This window comes from Streptomyces sp. NRRL S-31, from assembly GCF_000718775.1.
GTDB lineage: Bacteria > Actinomycetota > Actinomycetes > Streptomycetales > Streptomycetaceae > Streptomyces.
The window spans coordinates 1-12,119 of sequence record NZ_JOCB01000060.1; the positions used below are offsets into that span (position 1 = coordinate 1).

A 12,119-nucleotide genomic window follows, 5' to 3' on the forward strand; every position below is an offset into this window, starting at 1 on the left:
CGTCGGGGCGGGGGCTGGCGGGGTCGTCTGGACGGGGGCCTCGGCCGGGCCTGGACCGGGTCTCGGTCGGGCCTGGACCGGTCCTGGAACGGACCCCGAACGTCCCTCGGCCGGACCTTGAACGAACCCCGAACAAACCTCGAACGGGCACCAGACGGACCTCTGCCGGACCTCAGGCGGAACGCCCCGGAACGATCCGGACCGGAACGGCCTGGAACGGCCCGGATCAGGACGACCTGGTGATCAAGGCCCCGCCTTCCGCCGGGTATCTGCGAGACTGAGAGCTGATACATGGAGGCCATGCGCACGTACTCATCAGTGCCGGATGATCAGTGGCCGGGAAGACCCCCGTGGACTGTTGTTCCACCGCACGTTTCGGCGGGCGGCCGTGGGGGAGGTCACTGACACGATGATCGGGTTGCGCGGCAGGGCCACGCGTCCTAGAAAAGCAGTCGGGTGGAGATATGCATCGCGGTGGCGGACTGGGCGAGGGGACTGATGACCTGGGTCCTCGACGTGCCCGGCGGGGAAGGCACCGGCGCGACGCGGAGGAAACGACCGAGACACGGCAGACGGACGCACGTCAGTCCGACGCCCGTCAGACACAGGGTCTACAGGGTGTTCCGAGTGAGCCCGAGCGGTACGACCGGCAGATCGACCGGGAGTTCGACCGCGGGGCCGGCCGGGAGGCCGAGCGCGGGGCCGACCGCGAGGCCGACCAGCGGCGGGAGCGCAGGCTGGACCGGCCGGCCGACCGCCGGTTCGACCACCGGGCCGACCGTCTGCGGGCGGGGAGCAGGAATGGTGGTCGGGTGGGGGTGACGTACAAATACTTCGGCGCACCGGACGGCGCGACCGCGGCCCGTGTTCCCATCTCGATGCGTCCCGAGGAACTCGGCGGCGACGAGCTGGGCATGAACGGCATGTTCACCAAGATCAAGCCGGAGACGATGGCCGCGATGGTCCTGACCGGCATCGAGGGCGTCCCCCTGCACAAGGTGCCGCCCCTCGAACTGGTCGTCCTGCACCCCGACTACGCGGTCGTCAAGCTCCCCATGACGGTCGTCGACCCCCTCCGCGACATCGGCGAGGAGGCGGTCGGCGCGGCGGCCTTCATCTGGTCGACGGTCCCGGACCGGGGCGGCCCGCGGGACGCGTTCAACGTGTACCAACTGCTGCACGAGTGGCAGGACTTCAGCCATCGGCTGCACGAGGCGGGGCATCAGGCGTATTGCTTGGTCTGGCCCTGAGCCGGGGCTTCTTGGGCGGCGGGCGGGGTATTCGGACACCGCCCTCGTCATGTGCCAGGAGGGGCCTTCAGGCGGCCAGGGCACATTGATTTCGCCAGGGGCGCTGATGTGCTCAGGCGTTCGCCTTCACCGGGCCGGGCCGAGTACCTCGTCGGCGCTGCGGGGTTCTGTGCGCGGCTGCTTGTTGAGCTTGTGACGCGCGATGGAGGACCGACGGTAGACCTCCTTGCGGGCCCGCATGATGTTGCCCAGGGGCGCGTGTTCGGCGGTGACCCGCCAGGGCGTGAAGGACAGTGAGTCCATCTGCTCCAGGTTCTCCGGACCGGAGATGTCCTGTTGCGGCAGCCGAAGCTTCGCCACGGTGACGGACGGCGACAGCTGCTCGGGCCACTCCACGGTCGTGTCCTCCACCGGCATGCGCGCCAGGTCGGTACAGAGCTGGACCTGGATGTCGAAGGCGTAGGGCCGTGCCTGGAGTTCGGCCTGGAGGGCCGGTCGGAAGACCTCTGCCGCGGAGGTCGGGTCGATGTCGCGGCGCACCACCTTGGCGGCGGAGTCCGGGTCGGGGGTGATGCGGACCTTGGCGATGTAGTCCCCGTGCCGGACGGCGCCCATCGTCCAGTAGCTCGACAGCAGGACATTCGCCGGTGGGGTCTTCGCCAGGCGGAGGAAGGCCAGGAACTCGTCCCATGCCCAGTTGTCCTGGTCCAGAGTTCCCTTTCCGGTTACGAAGTCGGTGTAGAAGCGATGTGCTCCGGGGCGGCCCTGGGAGAAGTAGGCCGGCGCGTTCAGGAATAGTTCCTGGATGAAGAGGTAGTGCTCGACCGTGTTGCAGAAGAAGATCGGTCCGTTGATGTTGGCGTAGTCGAAGGTGCCTGTGTCCGGTTCGTCGTCCAGCAGGGTCGGGCCGGGGATGTCGAACATCTTCAGTGCCAGTCCGGTGGCGGCGCCCAGTCGTGCGTCGGCTCCTGCGTGCGGCGAGCCGTTGGAGAAGCGGATGAGTGCGTCGTGGGTGCCCGGCGTCGCGTAGATGCCTTGGGTGTACTCGGGGGGTAGACCGCCCAGGATCTCGACTTCCCCTCGGACCAGCCCGTAGCCCTTGGCATGGGCGTCGCGCAGGGCCTGCCCGGTGCCACCGGATTCGACGGAGTCGACGATGTATTTCTCGGTCTTGCTGATCACCGTCTGCACATCGCGGTCGAAGTTCGGATCGTGGGCTTCAACGTCAGGCGTATAGCGGACGAACTGTGCTGCCATGGTGTCGAACCCTCCTCGAAGACCGTGGGGAAGACCGCGGCCGGAAACCGCCCTCAGTCCTCCAGCTCCGCGAGCCAGCGCAAGGCACGCAACCCCGGCACGAAGCAGTACTCGCCGCCACGGGTGACCACGAAGCTGGGCAGGTTCCGCAGACGACGCCGGACCGGCTTCTCCGGGATGGTGAGGGTGCCGGTTCCGCCGTGATGGCCGGCCACCGCGTCCTTCTCACCGGGGTAGCCGATGAAGTTGCCATCGTTGATCCACTGGGCCTTGATAAATTCAAACTGTCGTTCCAGGTGGGCTCCGAGGAACACTCCGACCAGACCACGCTCGGCACCGTCGTCCTCCAGCACACCCTCCGGCAGCGGTGGGCCGTAGGTGGTGCCGCGGCGGATGAGGCGATGCATCCGTGCGTCGCCGATGATGGTGGAATCTCGGGGGTTGGTGCGCCGGATGTGTGCACCGGCGGGGCACCGGTAGCCGCGGTCGTCGTTCTCCCGGTACAGGAAGTTGTTGACGCGCTGCGGGTCGGCGGCCAGCTCCGGGTCATCGTGTTCCGGTGCCAGTGCAAGCGGTGCTCCGCTCGGCCAGCGCCCCACCATCTTCGCCGCCAGGAGTGCTTCCTCCTCGGCGCTGGACCTGTTCGCACGCAGGAAACGGCGCCAGGCCGCCACGTTGGTGTGGGCCTTGCGCACGGCTGCGTACGTCCCGTTGCGGCCCAGCACATCGGGGGTGGGCATGGGCGGCAGGCTGCCCGTTTCGTCGGGGTAGCCGAGGATGAACTCGCCGGCCTTGATGGGGGCCTCCTGCGGGTTGGAGCCGGGCAGTCCGACGCCCTCGATGTTCGGATGGCTGATGCCGTCCCGGAAGCCGAAGGTGGTGCGCCCGGTGGGGAGCTGACGGACCTCCTGCTGCCAGATCACCTGGACACCGGGCGTGTCCTCGAAGGCGACACGGGCCTGCTCCAACTTCTCGCTCAGCTGCGCCGCGTCGGAGGCGAGGGCACTCAGCGCGATATGGACATCGCCCGTTCCGAACGGCGCCTCCCAGTGCTCCGGGGCACTTTCGCCCACGTCGCCGATCAACTCCGCCCGGGCGGCCATGCCCTCGCGAAACGCCCGCGGAAAGCTGTCCAGCGACTCCTGGGGCACCCCCAGGGCTTTCAGCCCTTGGTAGGTGAACGCCACAGCCACCCAGGCATCCTGGCTCCGGTCCGTGCTGGGCAGACCGCCCGAGGTCACCGGAAGCAGCCGCCGCAGCAGGGCGCGCCCGGCGTGGCGGTCATCGACGCGCAGGAAGATGAACTTTCCCTCATAGGGCACGGGCCGCGGGCGTAGGGCCCCGCTCTGGACGTCGTCGATCTCGATGCGCCCGGCCTCGCTGCGGCTGTCCGCGGTGTTCATGATCGCTTGTGCCTCCACATCAGTCTTCGCTTGGGCAGCACCGCGACAGCCGACCAGCGTCCGCCGACGCGGTCCGGCGTCGGGTCGGGTCCGCAGGTCGGTCATGTCCGGGTTTCAGGCCGTCCGAGCCCTAGGTCCTGTCGTCAAACTCCCGCCGTCCGCCCGGAGGGCGGGCCTTGCGGCGTCAGGTGCGTGCTCTGGGGGTCCCCCCGGCCGAAGGCTGGGGGAGTGCCGGGCTCCGTCCCTCGTACTGGACGTACTTGGGTCGGGGCCCGGTGCGGCGAGTGGGGGCACCTCCCACTCCCTTAAGGCAGTGGGGGAGCGTGCATGGCGTCGCGAGGCAGGCGGGAGTCTGACGACAGGGCCTAGGCCGAGGCTTCCTCCAGCAACTTCTGGAAGGCGGGTGTGGCCACCAATTCCGCGTTGGCCGGATTCTCCAGCGCCGTCCGGAACTCCGGGGTGTCCAGCACCTCCTGGAACGCTTCGTCCACGCGCTGGTCCTTGTAGATCTGCTGGACGGTCAGATCGGGGTAGGCGCTGACGAAGACGCCTGCGGGTTCCTGGTGGGCCAGGAACCAGTCCTTGGCCCCTGGATCTTTGACGCCGGGGAATCCTTCGCTGTGTGAGAAGACCTTGTCGAAGCGTTCTCCGACCACCGTCTTGGCGAAGTCGTCGATGTAGGTGTCCCAGGAGCCGTCGAAGACGCTGGCGAACATGAACCTGGTGTCGTTGTCGAAGATGACGTGCCGTGCGTCATGCAGCGTGCCGATCTGGCGCACCGCCGCATGGACATCCTTGTCATTCGCCGCGTCGGCCATCGCGGCGAGATCCGCACGCAACGCATCCGCCTCGCCCGGCTTGATCTTGGTGAACACGGTGAACTCGTTGCAGACCCCGTCCATCCTGCCCGGGTGCTCATGGTGGGCCGACGGGGTTCCACCTGTCGTCGCAGCCATCGCGAGGTCCTCCTGCCGCGGATCGGTGCGAGGGTCCCCAAGCGCCTGGGCATGAAGCGCGATCGCCCTCACGTCTCGATCCTCCCTGCGGCTGACCGGCCTCGCATCTCGGGTCAGGGGCGCTGTGGTCACCCGGGGCGGCACCTCGGAGCCCCGGCGATTGCGGAGTCGCCTGCCCGGTGCAGCAGGACCCGCCGGCGCCGGCGGGTCCTCGCGTCCCGAGAAGCTCCCGAGGACAGATCCGGCCAGGCGCAGGAAGATGGAATTCGGTGAGACGTGCCGAGTACGTCGTCTTCACCGTTGCCGGGCAGCCGGTTCCCGCGTGGCCGCGAAGACAGCGTCACAGTCCATCGGGCTCCAGCCCGTTGCGCCGCCCAGGCGGCCGGGTCACCCGCTTCCGCCGCCCCTCGCTCCACCGGATCGCCACCCGGAGGCAACCATGGGTCACGTCCTCGGTGACGTGCTGGGTTTCGCGGCCGCAGTCGCCGTCAGCCCTCTCCCGATCATCGCCGTCATCCTCATACTCGCCACGCCCCGGGGGCGGCTGAACGGCGTGCTCTTCACCGTCGGCTGGATCCTGGGACTCTCGGCTCTGGGCGCGGTGATGTTGGCGATCGCCTCTCCCACGGGTGCCTCCTCCCACGGTCACCCCGCCACCTGGGTGGGGGCCCTCAAGCTCGTCCTGGGCCTGTTCCTCGTCGTCTTCGGCGCCCGGCAGTGGCACCGGCGCCCGAGGGATCCCTCACAGGCCAAGCTGCCGAAGTGGATGAGCGCGATCGACCGCCTCACCCCGGTCAAGATCTTCGCGCTGGGAGTGGCCCTGGCCGCGCTCAACGCGAAGAACGCCCCGCTCACCATCGCCGCGGGGGCCACGATCGGCTCGGCAGGACTGCCGGTCGGACAGGAGATCGCGTCGCTGGCGATCTTCGTCGTGATCGCCACCCTCGGCCTGCTGGCCCCGTTGGCAGTCTTCCTCCTCGGTGGAGAGCGAGCCAGGACCACACTCGGCAACTGGAAAGAGTGGGCAGCTCAGCACAACGTCGCCGTGATGGCCGTCCTGTTCTTCGTCCTCGGGCTGAAACTGCTCGGAGACGGCATCTCCATCCTCGTCTCCTGATGTCCGCGTCTCGCCGGACGGCAGCGGATGCGTGTACGTCCGGAGCGTGGAGCCCGAGTCCGAGTGGCCGAGGTGCCCGGAGAGCGCCATGCCCTCCCCCGCGTCCCGGAACACAGAAGCGCATGCCTGCCGGTGGGCGAGCATCCCGTCCGAGCGATTAAGGAACGATCGTTCTTGACTGATCGTTCCTTAACTGTCTACCGTAGTGGTCATGGGCAGGCCGAGAGCATTTGACGAGGACGAAGCGGTGCGTGCGGCCGTGCGCCTGTTCGGCGGGCGCGCGTATGACGGTGTGTCCGTCGATGACCTCGTCACTCACCTGGGCGTGCACCGCAACAGCCTGTACAAGACGTTCGGCAGCAAGCGCGGCCTCTACCTGATGGCTCTGCGCCGCCACCTCGCCGACGACGTCCGCTCTTTGCTCGACGCCCTCGCCGGCGCAACGGATGCCGCGGCCGTACTGCGGCTCGTCACGTCGGCCGACCTCGATCTGCTTCTCCTCGCGGCGATCGAACGCGCACCGGTCGACGAGGAGGTCGCCCTTGAGGTGACGGCCGCGTTGGCTGCCGTCGACCGGGCGATCGCCGACGCGCTCGGTATTCCCCCCGACCTGGCAGCCGCTCTCACGGCCGCCGCGCTGGGCATCCTTCTGCGCGGCAACCCCGACGAAGTCGCCGCCGCGCTGACCCGCCACCTCGGCCCTCTTACCTGAAAAGGGAACCTGACATGGCACTGATACGTATCGTCGGCGACGACCTCGTCGTCGTGATGGAGGGTCTCGACAAGCTCTGGGCCTTCAAGGGCCGCCTGACCATCCCGCTGGCCAACGTCCGTGGCGCGACCGCCGACCCCGGTATCGCCACCGCCCCCAAAGGAATCCGCGCGCCGGGCTCCCACGTACCCGGTGTGATCACCGCGGGCACATTCCATCAGGACGGTGACAAGATCTTCTGGGACGTCAGGGATCCGTCGAAGGCTGTCGTGGTCGAACTCGCCGACGAGAAGTACGCACGTCTGGTTCTCCAGGTCGACGACCCCCGCGCGACTGTCGCCCTGATCGAGAATGCCCTTGTCTGACGGGGGAAGGCCAGTGATTCGTCACTTGGCGGCGGCATTGGTGGCCCTGGCCGTCGGCACCGCCACTCCGGCCGAGGCGACACCCGGTCTCGTGCCCGCCGCCGACCGCGAGGTCGTCTTCACGGCCGACGGAACGACCGCGTACGGCACCCTGCACGTTCCCGAGCATCGTGCAGGGCAACGGCTGCGGGCGGCTCTGCTGCTGCCGGGCAGCGGCCCCACCGACCGCGACGGCGACCAACCGCCCGGGGCGGCACCGGACACACTGGCACAGTTGGCCGACACGCTCGGCGGGGACGCGATCGCCACGCTGCGATTCGACAAGTACGGCACCGGCCGCACCGGACTCGGCGCCTATCGGGACCACCCGGAAGAACTCGACTACCCCGCATTCGTCCGGCAGGCACGGGCCGCGTACGAGTCATTGCGCGATCAGCCGGAGACCAACCCACACGGGCTGCTGGTCGTCGGGCACAGCGAGGGCGCGATGACGGCAATGCTGCTGGGCGGTACCGTCCGCCCGCGCCCGACCGGTCTGGCGCTTCTGCAACCGCAGGCGATCCGCCTGCTGGACCTGGTCGCGCTCCAGCTCAAGGACCAGGTCGCCGAAGCGACCCGGCAGGGCCAGTTCACGCCGGAGCAGCAACGGGCGGTCAACGCGGCCGTCGACGCAGCCGTCTCCTCCCTGCGCGGGAACCGACCGGTCGACACCACCGACCTGCCCCCGCCGGTCGCCCGGCTGTTCGAGGCGTTCCAAGGCCCCGACGCCCGGTTCGTGAAAAGCGACGACGCCGTCTACCCACCGGACACCACCACCGCACTCCGGCCCGGGACGAAGGTGCTGCTGACGTGCGGCACCAATGACGTCCAGATCCCCTGTGTCACGACGAACGCCCTGACGACCGCCCTGCGCCACGCGCATGCGGGTGGACCGGGCCGAGTGGCGTTGCCGGGAGTGGACCATCTGATGCACGACTTCGACCATCCGAACACGCTCGCGCCGCCCGTACTCGACGCCCTGCGCCGGTTCGCTCGGCACTGACGCCGACCGAGCACGTCCCCCGACTTCCGTGCTCTGGCCGCTGGCGGCCCATCGGGACCGGCACGTCCGTGAGGTCTTCCAAGGCGAGCCCCGTCCCGCCGCGTCCGGTTGACCGTTCCGCCTAGGAGGCCGACCGGTCACCTGCCCAGGGGATCAGCGGAACTCCGGGGAGGGGAGCCGTGGTGGTCAGCAGGCGCAGGGCCGCGTCCGACGGGGTGCCGGGCTCGGCCGTGTAGGCGATCATCCGCTGGCCCGCGGAGCCCGGCAGGCACAGGTTCTCGAAGCCCAACTCCAGTGTGCCGACCTCCGGATGGCGCAGCGACTTGCTCCCCGAGGCGCAGGTACGCACCGGATGCCGGGCCCACAGGGCGGTGAACTCCTCGCTCTGGATGGACAACCGGCCGATCAGCTCGGCCAGCGCCCGGTCGTCGGGGTGCCGGCCGGCGGCCAGTCGCAGGGAGGCGACCGCGAGGTGGGCTTCCTCCGTCCAGTCGGTGTACCGCTCCCGGTACCGCTCGTCCAGGAACAGCATCCGGATCAGGTTGGGCCGGTCCGCGGGCGTGTCCGGGCCGTCCCACGGCAGGTGCGCGGCGAGCAGGGCGTGACCGGGCCGGTTCCAGGCCAGGACGTCGCCCCGCCGGTCCAGGATGAGGGCGGGCACGTCCGTCATGGCCGCGAGCAGCCGGCGGGCCGACGCGGTGGCGTGCTCGGCGCGCGGCGCGGCGGGACGGCGCCGGGCGGCGGGCCGGGCCAGGTCCCTGAGGTGGGCGCTCTCGTCCTCGGTGAGCCGCAGGGTGCGGGCGATCGCGTCCAGCACGGAGTCCGAGACACCGGCCGCGCGGCCCTGTTCCAGGCGGGTGTAGTGGGTGATGCTGACGCCCGCGAGCAGGGCCAGCTCCTCGCGGCGGAGTCCGGCGACGCGGCGCCGGGCGGGCGCGGTCGCGATGCCGACGTCCTCCGGCCGTACCGCGGCACGGCGGGACTTGAGGAAGTCTCCCAGCTCGGACCACGCGTCCATGGGTGCCTCCGGGGTGGGGCGGTCGGGGTGGGCGGTCGGGGTCCATCCTGCCGTCCCGGACGCGCGTACGGGACGCCCGAGGGTGGTCATGGCGTGACCACCCTCCGGCCGGCCGGTCGTACGGGGGTGCTGGCTGGGACGGCCGGCCCGGACGAGCGTGGCTCCCGGCAACTCCGCCGTACAGAGGGGACCACCTTCCATGTCCGTCACAGCGACCGGATCGGCCGGTGCCACCGCCGTGCTGACCCCCCGGCTCCGCCTGGTGCTGGTGCTGCTGCTCGCGGCCCAGTTCATGCTGGCCGTGGACTTCTCCATCCTGAACGTCGCCCTGCCGGTGATCGGGGCCGGCCTGGGCTTCCCGCTCGCCCGTCTCCAGTGGATCGGCACGGCGTTCGCGCTGTGCGCGGCCGGCTTCACCCTGCTGTTCGGGCGGGTCGCCGACCTCTTCGGCCGCCGCCGGCTCTTCCTCGGCGGTCTCGTCGTCCTCGGCGCGGCCTCGCTGGCGGGCGGGCTGGCGCGGAGCCCGGAGGTGCTGATCGCGGCCCGGGTGTTCCAGGGACTGGCCACCGCGGCGGTGACCCCCGCCGGGCTCTCGCTGCTGACGACGTCCTTCCCGGAGGGCCCGCTGCGGGAGAAGGCGCTCGGCCTGAACGGGGCGCTGATGTCGGCCGGGTTCACCACCGGCGCGGTCCTCGGCGGCCTGCTCACCGACCTGCTCTCCTGGCGCTGGGCCTTCTTCGTCAACGTGCCCGTGGTCCTCGCCGTGCTCCTCGTCGCGCCCTCGGTCATCGCCGAGTCGCGGCCCGCGCGGCGGCCGGGCCTGGACGTGCCGGGCGCCGTCACGGTGACCCTCGGACTGCTGGCGGTGATCCTCGGTCTGACGCAGGCCGGCGAGCACGGCTGGGGGGCGCCGGACGCGCTGCTGCCGCTGGCGGCCGGGGTGGTGCTGCTGGCGGTGTTCGGGGCGGTGGAGCGCCGGGTGTCCGCGCCGCTGGTGCCGCCGCACGTCCTGGGCAGGCGGACGGTGGCGTGGGGCAACGCCGCCGGGCTGATCGCGTTCCTCACCGAGACGTCCCTGGTGTTCCTGCTGACCCTCTACCTCCAGGAGGTGCTCGGGTTCTCCCCGCTGGCCGCCGGGCTGTCGTTCGGCGTGCTGGGCGCCGGGACCGTCGTCGGCGGCACCGTCGCCCCACGGCTGATCGGCCGGCTCGGCGCGACCCGGGTGCTGCTGGCCGGCGGCCTGGTCCAGGCCCTGTTCACCGCGGCCCTGCTCGGGCTCGGCACCGGCCGTTCCTCGCTGTGGCTGCTGCTGACCGCCACCTTCGCGGGCGGTGTGGGCAACATGCTGGTCATCGTCGGCTTCATGGTGACCGCCACGTCCGGTCTCGCCGACCGGGAGCAGGGTCTGGCCACCGGGCTGGCGACGATGACCCAGCAGATCGGGATCACCATGGGCACGCCGGTGATGAGCGCCGTCGCCACCGCCGCCATGACCGGTACGGGCGCCGCGGCCGTCCTCGGCGGGCTGAAGACGGCGATCGCGCTGAACGCGGCGCTCGTGCTCCTCGGCACCCTGTCCGGGGCGGTGTTCCTCCGGAACCGGGCGCGGTGACCGGCCCACGAGCGCGGTGACCGGCCCGACCATTCCGGCGCGGACCGTCCCGGCGCGGACCGTCCTAACGCGCACCGTCCCGGCGCATACGGCCCCGCTGGTCCCGCGCGGACGGCCCCGCTGGTCCCGCGCCGGTGATCCGGTCCTCGGCGTCAGCAGTACGGCGGCTGACCGGTGAGCGAGGCCGCCACCCGCATCCACACCCCGAACTGCCGGTACAGCGCGGGCAGCGGCCCGGTGGCCCGGACCGTCCTGCTGTCGTCGGCCGTCACACCGGGGATGCCGAGCAGGGTGGCCGCGACCGAGGCGGACTGCCAGCGGACGGCGAGGGTGGCCTCGGCCGCGAGCGGCGCGGGCCGGACCGGGGCGGTGGCGAGTGCCCCGGCCACCGCCTCCTCGATCGCCGCGCGCGCCTCCGCCACCGGCCGCAGCTCGGCCGCGAACCGGTCGTGGGCGTACTTCACCGGGACGGTGACGACCGACGCGTCCCACTCCGTCATCTCCGCGCACGCCGCGTCGTCACCCGTGAGGGCCACGACCGGCACCCCCAGGGCCGCCGCCGTGGCATGGGCGAGTCCGATCTCGCCGACCGGGCGGCCGTCCAGCCACATGTCCTCGATCTCGTGCCCCATGAAGCTGTGGCTGAGCACGCCCAGAGCGTCGGCCCGGGAGTGGTAGCCGACGCACAGCGCGGCGTCGTACTCCCCGGTCAGGCCCTCCAGCATGCCCAGCGGCTTGGGCTTGCCGCGCACCAGGCGGGCCGCCGGGTGCAGGGCCTCGGGGAGGAGGTTGCGCATCCGCCCGTGGGCGTCGTTGACCAGGATGTCGGCCGCGCCGGCGGTCAGCGCGCCCCGTACGGCGGCGTTCACGTCCTCGGCCATCAGGGCCCGGCCACGCTCGTAGTCCCGGCCGCCCGGCTGGACGTCCTCGGCGTCGACGAGCCCGGTGACGCCCTCCATGTCCACGCTGATGTAGATCCGCACGGCGCCGACCCTAGCCGACCCTACGTATCGTAGGTTCCCGACCGCCATCAGCCACCGGGCTGTGCTCACGCCTGTTCGACGGGGGACCCATGCAGGACATGACGGAGACGGAGTCCGGCGCCGAGGTCTGTGCCCGCAGCCTCGCGCCGACGCTGGCCCTGTTGGTCGTCAGCCTGGTCGTCGCCGCCGTCGGCGTGTACGAGCTGTGCGGCTTCGGACTGCACAGCCTGGACCGGCGCCCGCACCTGTTCAGCGACGGCCTCGCGACCGGCGGGGTGATCGTCGCCACGGTGGCGGTGGGGGCGGCGGTGGGGAACCTGGCCTGGATGCTGACGGCGGCCCGGCGCGACGGCGACGGCGACGGCGCGAGGCCGACCGTCGACGGCTGACGACCGCTGACGGGA

Annotated in this window: 13 protein-coding genes and 1 pseudogene; 7 read left to right on the forward strand and 7 right to left on the reverse strand. The window is 70.9% G+C overall.

Annotation, left to right across the window (positions count from 1 at the left end):
* Positions 1-611: 611 nt before the first annotated feature.
* On the reverse strand, positions 612-770 hold the full coding sequence (locus tag IF37_RS45000) for a hypothetical protein (protein ID WP_173456959.1): 159 nt from the start codon (positions 768-770) through the stop codon (positions 612-614).
* Between the two features lie 42 nt (positions 771-812).
* Here IF37_RS45000 and IF37_RS0122915 point away from each other — a divergent pair, with 42 nt between their 5' ends.
* A complete protein-coding gene (locus tag IF37_RS0122915; RefSeq protein ID WP_030745488.1) occupies positions 813-1,250 on the forward strand; it encodes a hypothetical protein in 438 nt (145 codons plus the stop codon).
* A 126-nt stretch (positions 1,251-1,376) separates the two neighbouring features.
* On the opposite strand, the gene IF37_RS0122920 is transcribed toward IF37_RS0122915, so the two are convergent.
* From IF37_RS0122920 to IF37_RS39610, 3 genes are all read right to left on the reverse strand, one after another.
* On the reverse strand, positions 1,377-2,507 hold the full coding sequence (locus tag IF37_RS0122920; RefSeq protein WP_030745491.1) for a catalase family protein: 1,131 nt from the start codon (positions 2,505-2,507) through the stop codon (positions 1,377-1,379).
* Positions 2,508-2,560: 53 nt separating this feature from the next.
* Positions 2,561-4,015 carry a Dyp-type peroxidase gene (locus tag IF37_RS0122925; RefSeq protein ID WP_253915820.1) on the reverse strand — a complete coding sequence of 485 codons (1,455 nt, stop codon included), beginning with the start codon at positions 4,013-4,015 and terminating at the stop codon, positions 2,561-2,563.
* Positions 4,016-4,275: 260 nt separating this feature from the next.
* A complete protein-coding gene (locus IF37_RS39610) occupies positions 4,276-4,938 on the reverse strand; it encodes a hypothetical protein (protein WP_030745498.1) in 663 nt (220 codons plus the stop codon).
* 367 nt (positions 4,939-5,305) lie between these two features.
* Between IF37_RS39610 and IF37_RS0122935 the strand changes: the two genes are divergently transcribed.
* Entirely contained in the window at positions 5,306-5,983 is a 678-nt protein-coding gene (locus IF37_RS0122935; RefSeq protein WP_030745501.1) for a GAP family protein, read from the forward strand.
* On the opposite strand, the pseudogene IF37_RS45910 reads toward IF37_RS0122935, so the two are convergent.
* Positions 5,984-6,133 (reverse strand): annotated as a pseudogene (locus IF37_RS45910) (site-specific integrase); the annotation flags it as partial.
* A 61-nt stretch (positions 6,134-6,194) separates the two neighbouring features.
* Between IF37_RS45910 and IF37_RS0122940 the strand changes: the two are divergent.
* From IF37_RS0122940 to IF37_RS0122950, 3 genes are read left to right on the forward strand one after another with little or no spacing between them, the layout of a single operon-like run.
* Complete coding sequence (locus tag IF37_RS0122940; protein WP_030745504.1) at positions 6,195-6,695, forward strand: TetR/AcrR family transcriptional regulator; 501 nt, start codon at positions 6,195-6,197, stop codon at positions 6,693-6,695.
* Positions 6,696-6,709: 14 nt separating this feature from the next.
* Positions 6,710-7,060 carry a hypothetical protein gene (locus IF37_RS0122945; RefSeq protein WP_030745507.1) on the forward strand — a complete coding sequence of 117 codons (351 nt, stop codon included), beginning with the start codon at positions 6,710-6,712 and terminating at the stop codon, positions 7,058-7,060.
* Between the two features lie 13 nt (positions 7,061-7,073).
* On the forward strand, positions 7,074-8,102 hold the full coding sequence (locus tag IF37_RS0122950; RefSeq protein WP_030745509.1) for an alpha/beta hydrolase: 1,029 nt from the start codon (positions 7,074-7,076) through the stop codon (positions 8,100-8,102).
* A 121-nt stretch (positions 8,103-8,223) separates the two neighbouring features.
* Here the strand turns inward: IF37_RS0122950 and IF37_RS0122955 are convergent, their stop codons facing one another.
* On the reverse strand, positions 8,224-9,120 hold the full coding sequence (locus tag IF37_RS0122955; RefSeq protein WP_030745512.1) for a helix-turn-helix transcriptional regulator: 897 nt from the start codon (positions 9,118-9,120) through the stop codon (positions 8,224-8,226).
* A gap of 199 nt (positions 9,121-9,319) precedes the next feature.
* On the opposite strand from IF37_RS0122955, the gene IF37_RS0122960 reads away from it, so the two are divergent.
* Entirely contained in the window at positions 9,320-10,732 is a 1,413-nt protein-coding gene (locus IF37_RS0122960) for an MFS transporter (protein ID WP_030745516.1), read from the forward strand.
* A gap of 152 nt (positions 10,733-10,884) precedes the next feature.
* On the opposite strand, the gene IF37_RS0122965 is transcribed toward IF37_RS0122960, so the two are convergent.
* Positions 10,885-11,715, reverse strand: coding sequence for a M55 family metallopeptidase (locus IF37_RS0122965; RefSeq protein ID WP_030745517.1), 831 nt, complete (start codon positions 11,713-11,715; stop codon positions 10,885-10,887).
* A gap of 89 nt (positions 11,716-11,804) precedes the next feature.
* Between IF37_RS0122965 and IF37_RS0122970 the strand changes: the two genes are divergently transcribed.
* The gene (locus tag IF37_RS0122970) at positions 11,805-12,104 is read left to right on the forward strand and encodes a hypothetical protein (protein WP_030745519.1); all 300 of its coding nucleotides are present in this window, start codon (positions 11,805-11,807) and stop codon (positions 12,102-12,104) included.
* Positions 12,105-12,119: the final 15 nt, after the last annotated feature.

Excerpts from the sequence above, each read along its gene's own strand:
- IF37_RS0122960 (WP_030745516.1), top strand. The coding sequence starts at position 9,320 with ATGTCCGTCACAGCGACCGGATCGGCCGGTGCCACCGCCGTGCTGACC.
- IF37_RS0122935 (WP_030745501.1), top strand. The coding sequence starts at position 5,306 with ATGGGTCACGTCCTCGGTGACGTGCTGGGTTTCGCGGCCGCAGTCGCC.
- IF37_RS0122945 (WP_030745507.1), top strand. The coding sequence starts at position 6,710 with ATGGCACTGATACGTATCGTCGGCGACGACCTCGTCGTCGTGATGGAG.
- IF37_RS0122925 (WP_253915820.1), bottom strand. The coding sequence starts at position 4,015 with ATGACCGACCTGCGGACCCGACCCGACGCCGGACCGCGTCGGCGGACG.
- IF37_RS0122920 (WP_030745491.1), bottom strand. The coding sequence starts at position 2,507 with ATGGCAGCACAGTTCGTCCGCTATACGCCTGACGTTGAAGCCCACGAT.
- IF37_RS0122940 (WP_030745504.1), top strand. The coding sequence starts at position 6,195 with ATGGGCAGGCCGAGAGCATTTGACGAGGACGAAGCGGTGCGTGCGGCC.
- IF37_RS0122970 (WP_030745519.1), top strand. The coding sequence starts at position 11,805 with ATGCAGGACATGACGGAGACGGAGTCCGGCGCCGAGGTCTGTGCCCGC.
- IF37_RS0122955 (WP_030745512.1), bottom strand. The coding sequence starts at position 9,120 with ATGGACGCGTGGTCCGAGCTGGGAGACTTCCTCAAGTCCCGCCGTGCC.